At 74.1% G+C, this 13,577-nt stretch carries 13 protein-coding genes and 1 rRNA gene; 9 read left to right on the plus strand and 5 right to left on the minus strand.

The genetic code is table 11. From position 1 onward, the window contains the following. The first annotated feature begins 54 nt into the window (after positions 1-54). Positions 55-171 (plus strand): 5S ribosomal RNA (gene rrf / locus BMZ50_RS02785). 183 nt (positions 172-354) lie between these two features. Here rrf and BMZ50_RS02790 read toward each other — a convergent pair. Then, on the minus strand, positions 355-1,020 hold the full coding sequence (locus BMZ50_RS02790; RefSeq protein WP_091321073.1) for a DUF2461 domain-containing protein: 666 nt from the start codon (positions 1,018-1,020) through the stop codon (positions 355-357). Beyond that, positions 1,017-1,610: a GNAT family N-acetyltransferase gene (locus tag BMZ50_RS02795; RefSeq protein WP_091321075.1), complete on the minus strand. Its 594-nt coding sequence runs from the start codon at positions 1,608-1,610 to the stop codon at positions 1,017-1,019. The genes BMZ50_RS02790 and BMZ50_RS02795 overlap by 4 nt, the downstream gene beginning before the upstream one ends. Positions 1,611-1,668: 58 nt before the next feature. Here BMZ50_RS02795 and BMZ50_RS02800 point away from each other — a divergent pair, with 58 nt between their 5' ends. Next, positions 1,669-2,880 (plus strand): winged helix-turn-helix domain-containing protein, encoded by a 1,212-nt coding sequence (locus BMZ50_RS02800; protein WP_091321077.1) that lies wholly within the window; start codon positions 1,669-1,671, stop codon positions 2,878-2,880. Positions 2,881-2,893: 13 nt separating this feature from the next. Here the strand turns inward: BMZ50_RS02800 and BMZ50_RS02805 are convergent, their stop codons facing one another. From BMZ50_RS02805 to BMZ50_RS02815, 3 genes are read right to left on the minus strand one after another with little or no spacing between them, the layout of a single operon-like run. Then, positions 2,894-3,721 carry a DUF4097 family beta strand repeat-containing protein gene (locus BMZ50_RS02805; RefSeq protein ID WP_091321080.1) on the minus strand — a complete coding sequence of 276 codons (828 nt, stop codon included), beginning with the start codon at positions 3,719-3,721 and terminating at the stop codon, positions 2,894-2,896. A 21-nt stretch (positions 3,722-3,742) separates the two neighbouring features. After that, positions 3,743-4,216 (minus strand): toxin-antitoxin system HicB family antitoxin, encoded by a 474-nt coding sequence (locus BMZ50_RS02810; protein WP_218146069.1) that lies wholly within the window; start codon positions 4,214-4,216, stop codon positions 3,743-3,745. A gap of 31 nt (positions 4,217-4,247) precedes the next feature. After that, on the minus strand, positions 4,248-4,670 hold the full coding sequence (locus tag BMZ50_RS02815; RefSeq protein WP_091321082.1) for a YkvA family protein: 423 nt from the start codon (positions 4,668-4,670) through the stop codon (positions 4,248-4,250). A 75-nt stretch (positions 4,671-4,745) separates the two neighbouring features. Between BMZ50_RS02815 and BMZ50_RS02820 the strand changes: the two genes are divergently transcribed. The 7 genes from BMZ50_RS02820 to pgsA all read left to right on the plus strand — a co-directional run bounded on the left by BMZ50_RS02820 (position 4,746) and on the right by pgsA (position 13,529). Next, entirely contained in the window at positions 4,746-5,564 is an 819-nt protein-coding gene (locus BMZ50_RS02820; protein ID WP_091321084.1) for a thymidylate synthase, read from the plus strand. Then, on the plus strand, positions 5,561-6,085 hold the full coding sequence (locus BMZ50_RS02825) for a dihydrofolate reductase (protein ID WP_091321086.1): 525 nt from the start codon (positions 5,561-5,563) through the stop codon (positions 6,083-6,085). Before BMZ50_RS02820 ends, BMZ50_RS02825 begins: the two co-directional genes overlap by 4 nt. Before the next feature lie 9 nt (positions 6,086-6,094). Next, complete coding sequence (gene dapA / locus BMZ50_RS02830; RefSeq protein ID WP_091321088.1) at positions 6,095-6,991, plus strand: 4-hydroxy-tetrahydrodipicolinate synthase; 897 nt, start codon at positions 6,095-6,097, stop codon at positions 6,989-6,991. Beyond that, positions 6,988-8,703 carry a ribonuclease J gene (locus BMZ50_RS02835; RefSeq protein WP_091321089.1) on the plus strand — a complete coding sequence of 572 codons (1,716 nt, stop codon included), beginning with the start codon at positions 6,988-6,990 and terminating at the stop codon, positions 8,701-8,703. The genes dapA and BMZ50_RS02835 overlap by 4 nt, the downstream gene beginning before the upstream one ends. 151 nt (positions 8,704-8,854) lie before the next feature. Further along, entirely contained in the window at positions 8,855-11,371 is a 2,517-nt protein-coding gene (locus BMZ50_RS02840; RefSeq protein ID WP_091321091.1) for a DNA translocase FtsK, read from the plus strand. A 53-nt stretch (positions 11,372-11,424) separates the two neighbouring features. Then, on the plus strand, positions 11,425-12,858 hold the full coding sequence (rimO, locus tag BMZ50_RS02845; protein WP_091321093.1) for a 30S ribosomal protein S12 methylthiotransferase RimO: 1,434 nt from the start codon (positions 11,425-11,427) through the stop codon (positions 12,856-12,858). Positions 12,859-12,863: 5 nt separating this feature from the next. Beyond that, entirely contained in the window at positions 12,864-13,529 is a 666-nt protein-coding gene (gene pgsA, locus BMZ50_RS02850) for a CDP-diacylglycerol--glycerol-3-phosphate 3-phosphatidyltransferase (protein ID WP_091321096.1), read from the plus strand. Positions 13,530-13,577 lie beyond the last annotated feature (48 nt).

Consider the following 13,577-nt stretch of genomic DNA (forward strand, 5'->3'; position numbering starts at 1 on the left):
ACTGTGCGGTTCTGAACGCACGAACCGGTCTCCGGTTCGACATGTTCACAGCGTTACGGCGGCCATGGCGAGAGGGAAACGCCCGGTCTCATTCCGAACCCGGAAGCTAAGCCTCTCAGCGCCGATGGTACTGCCCCGGAGACGGGGTGGGAGAGTAGGACGCCGCCGGACAACCATTCCCCACGGGCCCCAGCCATCCGGCTGGGGCCCGTGGCGTTTGTCCGCATCCCGCCCAGCCCGTCGCCCCGCGCAACCGCGCGCCCGGGCTCTCGGCCCCGGAGGTCCGCCCGGCAACCCGGTCCCGTACCCGGGACGGGCCGGCAGACAGGCCTCCGCGCAGAAAGCCCGGCGGGGTCAGCGGCGGGAGCGCGGTTCCTTGGTGGTGGCCCCGACGTTGTCGGCGAGCCAGGCGTTGAGGGCGGTCACGTCCCGCCAGGCGTTCCGCACCTCGTCCAGCGCGCGGCGGTCATGCAGCCAGTCGGCCGGGATCCAGCGCCGGGTCGCGTGCAGCGACTTGTGACGGAGCAGGTCGGCGCGCTCGGCGTCCGCGGGGAAGCCGACCGGCACGCGGGTGAGTCGCTCGCCCTCGGTGTCCCAACCGGCGGCGGACAGCCGGTCCACCTCCTTCTGCAGGCGCCCGCCCTGCACTTCGTCGGCGACCGCGCGGCGGTAGCGGGCCACCTGGTCGGACTCCAGCCGCCAGGAGCCACCGGACACCATGAGGCCGTCGGCGGAGAGCTGGACGTACCACCCACCCGCTCCCCGCCCGTCGGGGTTCACGACCGCCCCCTGATGGGTCTTGTAGGGCGTCTTGTCGTGGCTGAACCGGACGTCGCGGTACGGGCGGAAGATCTTGGCGGCGCCGAACTCGTCGGCCAGCTCGTCGACCAGGGCCTGCAGGGGTGCCCGGACGTGGGCCTCGTAGTCGGGCCGGTGGCGGGTCCAGTACGTCTTGCTGTTGTCCGCCTCCAGGCCCTCGTAGAAGACGAGCCCCTCGTCGGGGAAGCCTGCGAAGGTCATGGGTTGTCGTCCGCCTCCTCGATCAGCGTGTACCAGCGAGTCTCCCGCAACGGGACGGCGCCGGTGTCGAGCGTGCGCACCCAGCCCTCCGGCGCCCAGCCCGCGGACCCGAAGAAGCGTGCCGACGCGGTGTCCTCCTCCGGCAGCCACGCCTGCAGCCGTGTCACGTGGGCGGCCCGTGCCAGGTCGACGACGGCGGCGAGCAGGCGGCTGCCGTGGCCTCGCCGTCCCCATCGGGGGTCGACCAGCAGGGTGGCGATCTCCGTGGCCGCCCCGCCGGGCCGCGGCGCGGCGCCGGCATCCGGTCCCGCCGGCCCGTAGGCAGCGAAGCCCACCGGGGCGTCACGCTCCAGCGCCACCAGCACGCCGTGCGCCGGAGTCGGCGGCGAGACCACCGCCGTCCGCCACGCGTCGGCGGCCGCCTCCTCGTCCCAGCCGTCCAGGACGTCCGGGGGGAGGAGGGTGCGGTAGGCCGTCCGCCAGGTGACGGCCTGGATGCGGGCGACCTCCCCGGCGTCCTCGGCGCGCGCGGGACGGACCGAGACCTCGGCCGTGCCCGATCTCCGGGGGAACGGTGCGGTCGGCTCCACGCTGCCGAGCCTAGGGGGCTGCGGCGGCAGTCGGACCCGGCAGGCAGGATCGCGGACCGTGACTGCTCGCGTCGTCGACCGGCTGCCGGCCGCCCTGGCCCGGCGGATCGCGCTGGCCGCCCAGGGCTTCGCCGACAGCCGCCCCTCCGGCGGGGTGGACCGCCGGCACCTGCGCCGGATGGCCGCCCGGCTGGGCGTCCTGCAGATCGACTCGGTCAACGTGCTCTCCCGGGCGCACTACCTTCCCGCGTTCAGCCGGCTGGGCCCCTACCGCCGGGCCGTCCTGGACGAGCTGGCCGACGGCCGGGGGGAGCTCTTCGAGTACTGGGCGCACGAGGCGTCGTTCCTCCCCGTGTGGCTGCATCCGCACCTGCGGTGGCGGATGGCGGCAGCCGAGGAGCATGCCTGGGGGTCCATGGTGCGCATCCAGCGCGAGCGCCCGGGCTACGTCGCGGAGATCCTCGACCGGGTGCGGGAGGGCGGCCCGCTCAGGGCGAGCGACCTGGCCGAGCCGCGTCCGGACCGCCCGGGGGCCATGTGGAACTGGCACGCCGGCAAGACGGCGCTGGAGTGGCTCTTCTACACCGGGGTCCTGACCACGCGTGGCCGCACCGCCGGGTTCGAGCGGGTGTACGACCTCGCCGAGCGCGTGCTGCCGCCGGCGGTGCTGTCCGCCCCCACCCCCGACCCGGCCGACGCGGTGCGGGAGCTGGTCCGGACGGCCGCCCGGGCCCTCGGGGTCGCCACCGAGCGCGACCTGCGGGACTACTTCCGGCTCGGCCCCGCGGTCGCCCGCGCGGCGATCGCCGAACTGGCCGGCGCCGGGGAGCTGCTCCCGGTCGAGGTCGCCGGCTGGGGCGCGCCCGCCTGGCTGCACCCGGAGGCCCGCCGTCCCCGGTGGATCCGGGCCCGCGCCCTGCTGAGCCCGTTCGACTCCCTGGTCTGGGAGCGGCCGCGGGTGGAGCGCATCTTCGGCTTCCGCTACCGCCTGGAGATCTACACCCCGGCGTCCAAGCGGGTGCACGGCTACTACGTCCTGCCCCTCCTCCTCGGTGACCGGCTGGTCGCGCGGGTCGACCTCAAGGCCGACCGGCCGGCCGGCGTGCTGCGGGTGCAGTCCGCCTTCGCCGAGGACGGCGTGCACCGCGCGGAGGTGGCCGCCGCGCTCGCCGAGGAGCTGGCGCTGATGGCCGGCTGGCTCGAGCTGGACGCGGTCGCCGTCGCCGACCGCGGTGACCTGGCGGCCGACCTCGGTGCCGCGCTGGGCTGATGCGTCGGTAGCGTCAGCCGGCCGGTGCGGTCCGCCGGATGCGCACGTTCCCGGAGACCGTCCGGGCGGCCACGGTCAGCTCCGCCGGCCCCGCTCCGGAGGAGTCGTCGTCGGCGAGCTCGGACGCCATCCGGCCGGAGACGCTGGCGAGGTCGAGCCAGACGCGGAGCCCCGGGGCCACGCCCACCGTCACATCGCCCGAGACGGTCGTCAGCCGGACGCTGCCGGCGGCGACCTGGCCCACGGTGACCTCACCGGAGGCCGTCCGGGCCGAGACGTTCCCCGCCGCCGTGCCGATCTCGACGTCCCCGGAGGCCGTCCGGACCTCGACCGGGCCGCCGGCCGAGGTCAGCCGCAGATCCCCGGACGCCGTCCCGATCGTCGCCGGACCATCCACCGTGCCGATCCGGGCGTCGCCGCTGGCGGAGCGCAGCTGCAGCTGCGCGCACCGCTCGACCTCGGCGTCCCCGCTGGCCGAGGTGACGCCGACCCGGCCGAACCGGCCGCGCAGCTCGGCGGAGGCCGAGGCCACCGCGGCGTGCACCGCCGCACCCGCGGGCGTCCTGACCGACACGGCGAAGCGCGGCGTGCCGAACAGGTGCCGCGCGGGCGCCCGGACCCGCAACCGGACGGGCCGGCCGAGCTGGTCGGGCCCGGTCTCCGCCAGGTCGATCTCCACCCGGTCGAGCGACTGCGCGGCCGCGGCGTCGAGCGCCTCGACGCGGACCTCCAGCTCCGTGGCGCCCTCGACCGCCTCGACGGTGACCGACCCGGCGGGGTTGCGGACCTCGATGTCCGGGGGGACGTCGACCGACGCGCGGGAGCGCTTCCGGACGGGCATGGCGGCCTCCACGGGGTTCGTTCAGCTGCGGGCGAAGCCGGAGAAGCGCCGCGGGCCGCGGAGCGGGGCTCCGTGGCCGGGCTCCCGGAGCGCGGCCCCCACGGCCCGGACCAGCCAGGTGTTGAGCGACGTGCCATCGGCCGCGGCGGCCTGCTCGGCGCGAGCCTTGAGCGGCTCCGGCAGCCGGAGACTGATCCGGGCGAGCGCCGCGTCAGCGTCGGCCTCGTCCACCGGTGGGGTGGGCGCCGCGGGGACGACGACCACCTCCGGCTCGCCACCGCGCAGGCGGACGTCGATCTCGCCGCCGTCCCAGGCCGCGGTCACCCCCGCTGCCATGGCGGAGAGCACGTCCAGCAGCACCAGGCGGACCGCCGGCTCCATGCTGGTGGCCAGCAGCATGGCGGTCTCCCGGGTCTGCTCGGTGCCGGCCGCGGCGACCGCCGTCAGGGATGCGCGCAGCGCCTCGACATGGGGGGAGAGGTCCAGCGCCGCCATGGCGTCATGATGGCGCCATCCTGGCGTTGGCTCAAGAGGGGGTGGCGTCGGCCTCGGGGAGGCCGGCGAGGCGCCAGATGACGGCGAGACCGGCGGCCCCGCCAGGCCACGCGCGCTGCACCGCCGCCACGCCCGCCGCTCGCACCACCGAGCGCAGCGCGAGCGCCACCACCACGACGTCGTCGGCGTAGCCGAGCACCGGTACGACGTCGGGCACGAGGTCGATCGGCGACAGGAGGTAGGCCAGCAGGAGCCACAGTCGCAGCCGCACCCCGCGGGAGAGCGTGCGGTCGCCGGCGAGGCGCTGGATCAGGCGCACCAGGTCCGGCAGCAGCCGCAGCGCCTCCCGGACGGTCAGCTCCGATGGGCGGGCCCGCCACAGCAGCGCGAGCAGGATCACCCACAGGAGCAGCAGCCCGCCGACGACCGCGGCCAGCGTGCTCCACCACTCCACGGTGACGAGTCTGACCGGTGGGGTAGGAGCGATGGGCACACGGCCGGCTCGACGGGCGGCCGTACTCTCGGGCGCGTGGGAAGCGCTACCGACGGCCGGGTCGACACGCAGTACGAGGACCTGCTCCGCCGGGTCCTGGAGCAGGGCACGCCCAAGCAGGACCGCACCGGGACCGGCACGGTCAGCCTCTTCGGCGAGCGGCTGCGCTACGACCTGTCCGAGCGCTTCCCCCTGGTGACGACGAAGAAGGTGCACTTCCGGTCGATCGCCTACGAGCTGCTGTGGTTCCTCCGCGGCGACCGCAACGTGCAGTGGCTCCAGGACCACAAGGTGACCATCTGGGACGAGTGGGCCACCCCCGACGGCGACCTCGGCCCCGTCTACGGCGTCCAGTGGCGCTCCTGGCCGACACCCGAAGGCACGCACATCGACCAGATCTCCGCGGTCCTCGAGACCCTGCGGACCGACCCGGACTCCCGTCGCATGCTGGTCTCGGCGTGGAACGTCGCCGCCCTGCCGGAGATGGCCCTGGCCCCGTGCCACGCGCTGTTCCAGTTCTACGTGGCCGACGGCCGGCTCTCCTGCCAGCTCTACCAGCGCAGCGCCGACATGTTCCTCGGCGTGCCGTTCAACATCGCCAGCTACGCGCTGCTCACCCGCATGGTGGCCGACCAGGTCGGCCTGGCGCCCGGGGAGTTCATCTGGGTGGGCGGGGATTGCCACGTCTACAGCAACCACGTCGCCCAGGTGGAGGAGCAGCTCTCGCGCGAGCCGCTGCCCTTCCCCACGCTCGAGCTGGCCCCTGCGCCCTCGCTGTTCGACTACACCTACGAGCACTTCACGCTGAAGGACTACCGGCACCACCCGGCCATCCGGGGCGCGGTGGCGGTGTGAGCGTCGGGCTGATCTGGGCCCAGGCAGAGGGAGGGGTGATCGGCCTCGACGGCGGTCTGCCCTGGCACCTGCCGGAGGACCTCCGGCTGTTCCGCGACCGCACCATGGGCGCCACCGTCGTCATGGGGCGGCGCACCTGGGAGTCGCTGCCCGACCGGTTCCGCCCGCTGCCCGGCCGCACGAACGTCGTCCTGACCACCGACCCGGCCTGGACGGCCGAGGGGGCCCACGTCGCCGGCTCGGTGACCGAGGTGCTGGCCGGCCATCCCGATGCGTGGGTCATCGGGGGCGGCAGCGTGTACGCGGCCTTCCTGCCGCACGCCGACCGCGTGGTCGTCACCGAGGTCGACACCCGGGTCACCGGGGACACCTGGGCGCCGGCCCTGGGCCCCGGGTGGCGGCGGGTGGCCCGGACCCCGGGGGAGGGCTGGGCGACGTCCACGACCGGACTGCGGTACGCGGTGTCGGAGTACGAGCGGCCGGGAGCCGAACCCGGATCGGTGCCGGGAGCGGGTCGGTAGATTCTCCGTATGACCGCCGACCCCGCCCGGCCCTTCGGGCGCGTCCTCACCGCGATGGTCACCCCGTTCACCGAGGACGGCTCGCTCGACCTCGCCGGGGCCCAGGAGCTGGCCGCCCACCTGGTGGACCGCGCCGGCCACGACGGCCTGGTCGTCGCCGGGACGACCGGGGAGTCCCCGACCCTGAGTGACGGCGAGCAGCGAGCCCTGCTGGAGGTGGTGCTCGACGCGGTCGGCGACCGCGCCACCGTCGTCGCGGGTGTGGGGACCAACGACACCGCGCACACCATCGACAAGGCGCACGAGGCCGAACGCCTGGGCGCGCACGGCCTGATGGTCGTGACCCCGTACTACAACAAGCCGCCGCAGGCCGGGCTGTTGCGCCACTTCACCGCGGTGGCCGACAGCACCGACCTGCCGGTGATGCTCTACGACATCCCGCCGCGCACCGTCGTCCCCATCGAGGTGGAGACGCTGGTCCGGGCCGCCGAGCACCCGCGGATCGTGGCCGTCAAGGATGCCAAGGGCGATCTCGGCGCGGTCGCCTGGACCCTCGCCCGCACCGACCTCGTCTACTACAGCGGTGAGGACATGCTCAACCTGCCGCTGCTGGCTCTCGGCGCGGTCGGCGTGGTGAGCGTCGTCGGGCACCTGGTCGGTCCGCGGCTGGCCGAGCTGGTCGCCGCCGTCGAGTCCGGCGACCTGGTCAAGGCCCGGGCGGTCAACGAGAGCCTGCTGCCGGTCTACACCGGCATCTTCCGCACCCAGGGGGTCATCCTGGTCAAGGCGGCGCTGCGGGAGCTCGGGCTGCCGGCCGGACCGGTGCGGCCGCCGCTGGTCGACGCCACCCCCGAGCAGGTCGTGCAGCTGCGCGCCGACCTCGCCGCCGGAGGCATCTCGTTGTGACCGACGTCCCGGTCAGCAGCCGCGCCACCCAACCGCACCTGGACCGGAAGGCACCGCCGCCCCTGCCCGAGGGCGGGCTGCGGGTCATGGCCCTCGGCGGGCTCGGGGAGATCGGCCGGAACATGGCGGTCCTGGAGTTCGACGGGAAGCTGCTGGTCATCGACTGCGGCGTCCTCTTTCCCGAGGCCGACCAGCGCGGGATCGACCTGATCCTCCCCGACCTCGGCGTCATCGAGCACCGGCTGGACGACATCGCGGCCGTCGTCCTCACCCACGGGCACGAGGACCACATCGGCGCCATCCCGTACCTGCTGCGGATGCGCGGGGACATCCCCCTCGTCGGTTCCCGGTTCACCCTCGCCCTGGTACGGGCCAAGCTGCGGGAGCACCGGCTCGACCCGACGTCGGTCGAGGTGGCCGGCGGGGACGACCATCTCGCGGGGCCGTTCCGCTGCGAGTTCATCGCGGTGAACCACTCGATCCCGGACGCACTGGCCGTAGCGGTGCACACGCCGGCCGGCACCCTCGTGCACACCGGCGACTTCAAGATGGACCAGCTGCCGCTCGACGGCGTCCTCACCGACCTGGGAGCGTTCGCCCGGCTCGGCGCCGAGGGGATCGACCTGCTGCTGTCGGACTCCACGAACGCTGAGGTGCCGGGGTTCGTCACCTCCGAGCGCGCCATCGGTCACGTGCTCGACGACGTCTTCGACCGCGCGACGCAGCGGCTGATCGTCTCCAGCTTCGCCAGCCACGTGCACCGCATCCAGCAGGTGCTCGACAGCGCGGAGACCCACCGGCGCAAGGTCGCCTTCGTGGGCCGCTCGATGGTGCGCAACATGGGCGTGGCCCGCGACCTCGGCCTGCTGCGGGTCGCGCCGGGGCTGATGGTCTCCCTCGACGAGGCGACGGCGATGCCGCCGGAGCAGGTCGTGCTGGTCAGCACCGGCTCGCAGGGGGAGCCGCTGTCCGCGCTGGGGCGCATGGCGCGCGGCGACCACCACCAGGTCACCATCGAGGCCGGGGACACCGTCGTCCTGGCGTCGTCGTTGGTGCCGGGCAACGAGACCGCCGTCTACAAGGTCATCAACGGCCTGGCCCGGCTCGGTGCGACCGTGGTGCACAAGGACACCGCCCGGGTGCACGTGTCCGGGCACGCGCCGGCCGGAGAGCTGCGCACGCTGCTGAACGTGGCCAAGCCCCGGTACCTGATGCCGGTGCACGGCGAGTGGCGGCACCTGCGCGCCCACGCCGCGCTCGCCGAGGAGACCGGCATGGCCCGCGAGCGGGTGATCCTGGCCGAGAACGGCATCGTCGTGGACCTCCTCGACGGCAAGGCGGCGATCGTGGGCAGCGTGCCGGTCGGCGATGTCTACGTCGACGGGCTCAACGTCGGCGACGTGGGGGAGGAGTCGCTGCAGGAGCGGCGGATCCTCGGCGACGAGGGGTTCGTCGCGCTCACCGTCGTCGTCGAGCCCTCCACCGGGACGATCGTCCGCCCGGTGCACCTCTCCGCGCGCGGGTTCGCCGACGACCCGGCGGTCTTCGACGAGGCGCTGCGACTGGTCGAGGAGAACCTGCGGCGCACGCTGGAAGACGGCGAGACCGATCCGCACCGGCTGTCCCAGGTGATCCGCCGGACGATCGGCAAGTGGGTGTCGGACACCTACCGCCGCCGCCCCATGATCATCCCCACCGTCCTCGAGGTGTGACCGGAGTGGATTCGTGCGCGTGACCCGCACGGATCCACTCCGTTGCGGCCGCTCCTGCGGGGGAACGGCCGGCGCGACCCCGACGCGGACGTGGCGGACACGTCCTTCCGCTTGTCGTGGGCAGCGGCCACCGGCCACTACCTTCTGACGCATGCCTGCTCGCACGACGTCGACCCGGTCGTCGGGTCGCTCGTCCGCGCGCGGCCGCTCCGGCTCCGGGTCGACCGCGTCCCGGAAGCGCCCGCCCGCCAAGCGGGCCCCGGCCGGCGGTCGCAAGCCCGCCGCCCGCAAGCCCGCCGCGAAGAAGACCGGACCCGGGCTGTGGGGGGTGGTCAGCGGCGGCTGGTCGCTGCTCGCTCGCGGCGCCGGCGGCCTGGCCCGGTCGGTGGCCCGGCCGGAGGAGGCCGAACCGCTCGCGCCCGAGCACCGTCGCGACGGCGTCGGGCTGGCCGTGCTCGGGCTGGCCGTCGTCCTGGGCGCCGCCGCCTGGAGCAACGGCATCGGCCCGGTCGGGGCCGCGCTCGCCGACGCGGTGCGCTGGGTCATCGGCTCCCTCGTCATGGTCCTGCCCGTGCTGCTCTTCTTCGCCGCGCTCCGGCTGCTCCGCCGCGGCCCCCGCCCGGAGGCCCGCGGCCGGCTGGCGATCGGCTGGCTCTGCACCGTCGCCGCGGTGCTCGGCATCGCCCACGTCGTCGGGAACCCGGCCGTCCCGGCCGACGGGGTGCCCGGTTCCGGCGGGCTCGTCGGCTGGGCCGCGGGCACGCCGCTGGTGGCCGGGGTGGGCGGCGTCGTCGCCGTCGTGCTGCTCGTGCTCACGGCGTTCTTCGGCCTGCTCGTCCTCACCGCGACCCCCGTGCACCAGATCCCCGAGCGGCTGCGGGAGGTCACCGACCGGCTGCTCGGCCACGCGCCGGACGAGTACGACGAGGACTGGGAGGACGAGGAGGAGCCGGCGCCGGTCAGCCGCCGGTCGCGGCGCACGTCGCTGTCGCAGGACCTGCTCGAGACCGGCCCGGTCGACACCGTCCCGGCCATCGATCACGCCGCGCTCGACGACGCCCGGGAGGCGGTGCGGCACGAGCCGCCGCCTCCACCGGTCCCGGCCCGTCGCCCGGCGGTGGTCGACCGGACCGCGCCGGCGGAGCAGCTCGAGCCGATCACCGAGCCCGAGCAGCTGCGCATCGAGCCGGTGGAGGGGCAGTACACGCTGCCGTCGGTCGGCGTGCTGCGCGCCGGCGACCCGCCGAAGAAGGGCTCGAAGGCCAACGACACGGCGATCGAGGCGATCACCGGCGTGCTCGAGCAGTTCAACATCGACGCGGCCGTCACCAGCTTCACCCGCGGCCCCACGGTCACCCGCTACGAGATCGAGCTGGGCCCGGCGGTCAAGGTCGAGAAGATCACCGCGCTGACCAAGAACATGGCCTACGCGGTCGCCAACGACAACATCCGGATCCTCGCCCCCATCCCGGGCAAGTCCGCGGTCGGTGTCGAGGTGCCCAACGTCGACCGCGAGATGGTCAGCCTCGGCGACGTGCTGCGCTCGCAGGTGGCCAAGCAGGACCCGCACCCGATGCTGGTCGGCCTGGGCAAGGACATCGAGGGCGGGTTCGTCTGCGCGAACCTCGCGAAGATGCCGCACCTGCTGGTCGCCGGCGCCACCGGTGCCGGTAAGTCCAGCTGCGTCAACTCGCTGCTGACCTCGCTGCTGCTGCGGGCCACGCCCGACCAGCTGCGGATGATCCTCATCGACCCGAAGATGGTCGAGCTGACCCCGTACGACGGCATCCCGCACCTGATCACGCCGATCATCACCGACCCGAAGAAGGCAGCCACCGCGCTCGCCTGGCTGGTCGAGGAGATGGAGCAGCGCTATCAGGACATGCGGGCCACCGGCGTTCGGCACATCGACGACTTCAACCGCAAGGTCGAGCGCGGCGAGATCGTGGCGCCCCCGGGCAGCGAGCGGGTGTACCGGCCCTACCCGTACATCCTCGCCATCGTCGACGAGCTGGCCGACCTCATGATGGTCGCCCCCCGCGACGTCGAGGAGTCGATCGTCCGGATCACCCAGAAGGCCCGTGCCGCCGGCATCCACCTGGTGCTGGCCACCCAGCGCCCCTCGGTCGACGTCGTCACCGGCCTGATCAAGGCCAACGTGCCCTCGCGGCTGGCCTTCTCCACCTCCAGCCTCACCGACAGCCGGGTCATCCTCGACCAGCCCGGGGCGGAGAAGCTCATCGGCATGGGCGACGCGCTGTTCCTGCCGATCGGCGCGGGCAAGCCGATGCGCGTGCAGGGCGCCTACGTCTCCGACTCGGAGATCGAGGCGGTCGTCGAGTTCACCAAGCGGCAGGCCGAGCCGGAGTACCGCGAAGAGGTCTTCAGCGCCGCCGAGGGCGAGAAGAAGGAGATCGACGAGGACATCGGCGGGGACCTGGAGCTCCTCATCCAGGCTGTCGAGCTGGTCGTCACCAGCCAGTTCGGGTCGACGTCGATGCTGCAGCGCAAGCTGCGGGTGGGCTTCGCCAAGGCCGGGCGCCTCATGGACCTCATGGAGAGCCGCGGCATCGTCGGCCCGTCGGAGGGCTCCAAGGCCCGCGACGTGCTGATCAAGCCCGACGAGCTCGAGTCGGTCATGTTCACCCTTCGCGGCGGCGAGGGCTGAGAGTCACTCGCCGTTCTCCCGGCATGCGGCATCTCGGCGACTAGGATGGGCCGGTGACAGCTCCGCTCGACCCTGCCCGGAAAGTGGCGGTGGTGACCCTCGGGTGCGCCCGGAACGAGGTCGACTCGGAGGAGCTGGCCGGCCGGCTGGCCGCCGGCGGGTACGAGCTCGTGGACGACGCCGAGGACGCCGACGCCGTCCTGGTCAACACCTGCGGGTTCATCGAGTCGGCCAAGAAGGACTCCGTCGACGCGATCCTCGCCGCGACCGACTCCGGGGCCCGGGTCGTCGCCGTCGGCTGCATGGCCGAGCGGTACGGCTCCGAGCTCGCCGGCGCGCTGCCGGAGGCCACGGTCCTCGGCTTCGACGACTACGCCGCGATCGGTGACCGACTCGACGACGTCCTCTCCGACCGCCCGCTCGTGCCGCACGACCCCCGTGACCGGCGCACCCTCCTGCCGATCAGCCCGGTGGCCCGCACCGCCGCGGCTGTCGCGCCGGACGCCCCGGCCATCCCCGGGCACGGCTGGTTGCAGCGCCGCCGGCTGGCCAGTGGCCCCTCCGCCGCACTGAAGCTGGCCTCCGGCTGCGACCGGCGGTGCGCGTTCTGCGCGATCCCGACCTTCCGCGGGTCGTTCGTCTCCCGCCCACCGGCCGAGGTGCTCGGGGAGGCGCAGTGGCTGGCGAGCCAGGGCGTCACCGAGCTGGTCCTGGTCAGCGAGAACTCCACCTCCTACGGCAAGGACCTCGGCGACCTTCGCTCGCTGGAGCGGCTGCTGCCGCAGCTGGCCGCCGTGGAGGGCATCGCCCGCGTGCGGGTGGCCTACCTGCAGCCGGCGGAGCTGCGACCGGGGCTGCTGGAGATCATCGCGGGCACCGAAGGGGTCGCCCCCTACTTCGACCTCTCGTTCCAGCACTCCTCGCCGGGGCTGCTCCGTCGGATGCGGCGCTTCGGCGGCACCGACGACTTCCTCGCCCTCATCGAGCGGGCCCGCGCGCTCGCGCCGGCCGCCGGCTTCCGCACCAACGTCATCCTCGGCTTTCCCGGGGAGACCGAGGAGGACGTCGCCGAGCTGGAGCGCTTCCTCGTCGAGGGCCGGCTGGACGCCGTGGGCGTCTTCGGCTACTCCGACGAGGAGGGCACCGAGGCGATGGGCCTGCCCGGCAAACTCGACCCGGCCGAGATCGACGCCCGGGTGCGGCGGATCACCGACCTGGTCGAGGAGCTCACCGCGCAGCGCGCGGAGGACCGCATCGGCGAGCGGATCGAGGTGCTGCTCACCGAGGACCTCGCCGCGGAGGAGGGCGCCGGCACCTGGCTGGGCCATGCCGCGCACCAGGACCCGGACGCCGACGGCACCACGACGGTGACCGGGGTGCCCGCGGACGCCGCACCGGGCGACCTGCTGGCCGCGGAGGTCGTCGGCACCGAGGGAGTCGATCTGCTGGCCAGCGCGCTGGTGGCTGCCCGCCCGGCCGGTCGGTGACCTGTATGAGCGAGGTTGCCCGGGACCCGGCCGCGACGCCGCCGCAGTCGGTGCGGCTGGTCAACCTGCCCAACGCGCTCACCGTGCTGCGCCTGGCCGTCGTGCCCTTCTTCGCCGCCCTGCTGCTCGCCGACGGCGGCATGGACGACCAGCGGCGCTACTGGGCCACGCTGTTCTTCGGCCTGGCGATCATCACCGACCGCTACGACGGGATGATCGCGCGCCGGCGCGGTCAGGTCACCGAGTTCGGCAAGCTCGCCGACCCCATCGCGGACAAGGCGCTCACCGGCACGGCCCTGATCGGGCTCTCGGTGCTGTCCCTGCTCCCGTGGTGGGTGACGCTGGCCATCCTGGTGCGCGAGGTGGGGGTCACCCTGCTGCGGTTCTGGGTGATCCGGCACGGGGTGATCGCCGCCAGCCGCGGCGGGAAGGCCAAGACCGTCGTCCAGGCGCTCGCCATCGGGCTCTACATCCTCCCGCTGACCGGCGTCCTGGCCAGCGCGCGCTGGTGGGTCATGGGGGTGGCCCTCGCGCTCACGGTGATCACCGGGCTGGACTACGTCTACCGGGCACTGACCCTGCGCCGCACGAGCGCGCGGGCGATGCGGGCCGCGGCCGCCCGCCGGTCCGCGGGGCCGGCCGGGGGCCCGCGGACCGACGCCGCCGCCTGAAAGAGGACACCGTCCTCCCCACCCTTCGCAGGCTCAGGGCGGGGCCCG

The sequence above is a fragment of the Geodermatophilus ruber genome (genome assembly GCF_900114385.1).
Taxonomy (GTDB): Bacteria; Actinomycetota; Actinomycetes; order Mycobacteriales; family Geodermatophilaceae; genus Geodermatophilus; species Geodermatophilus ruber.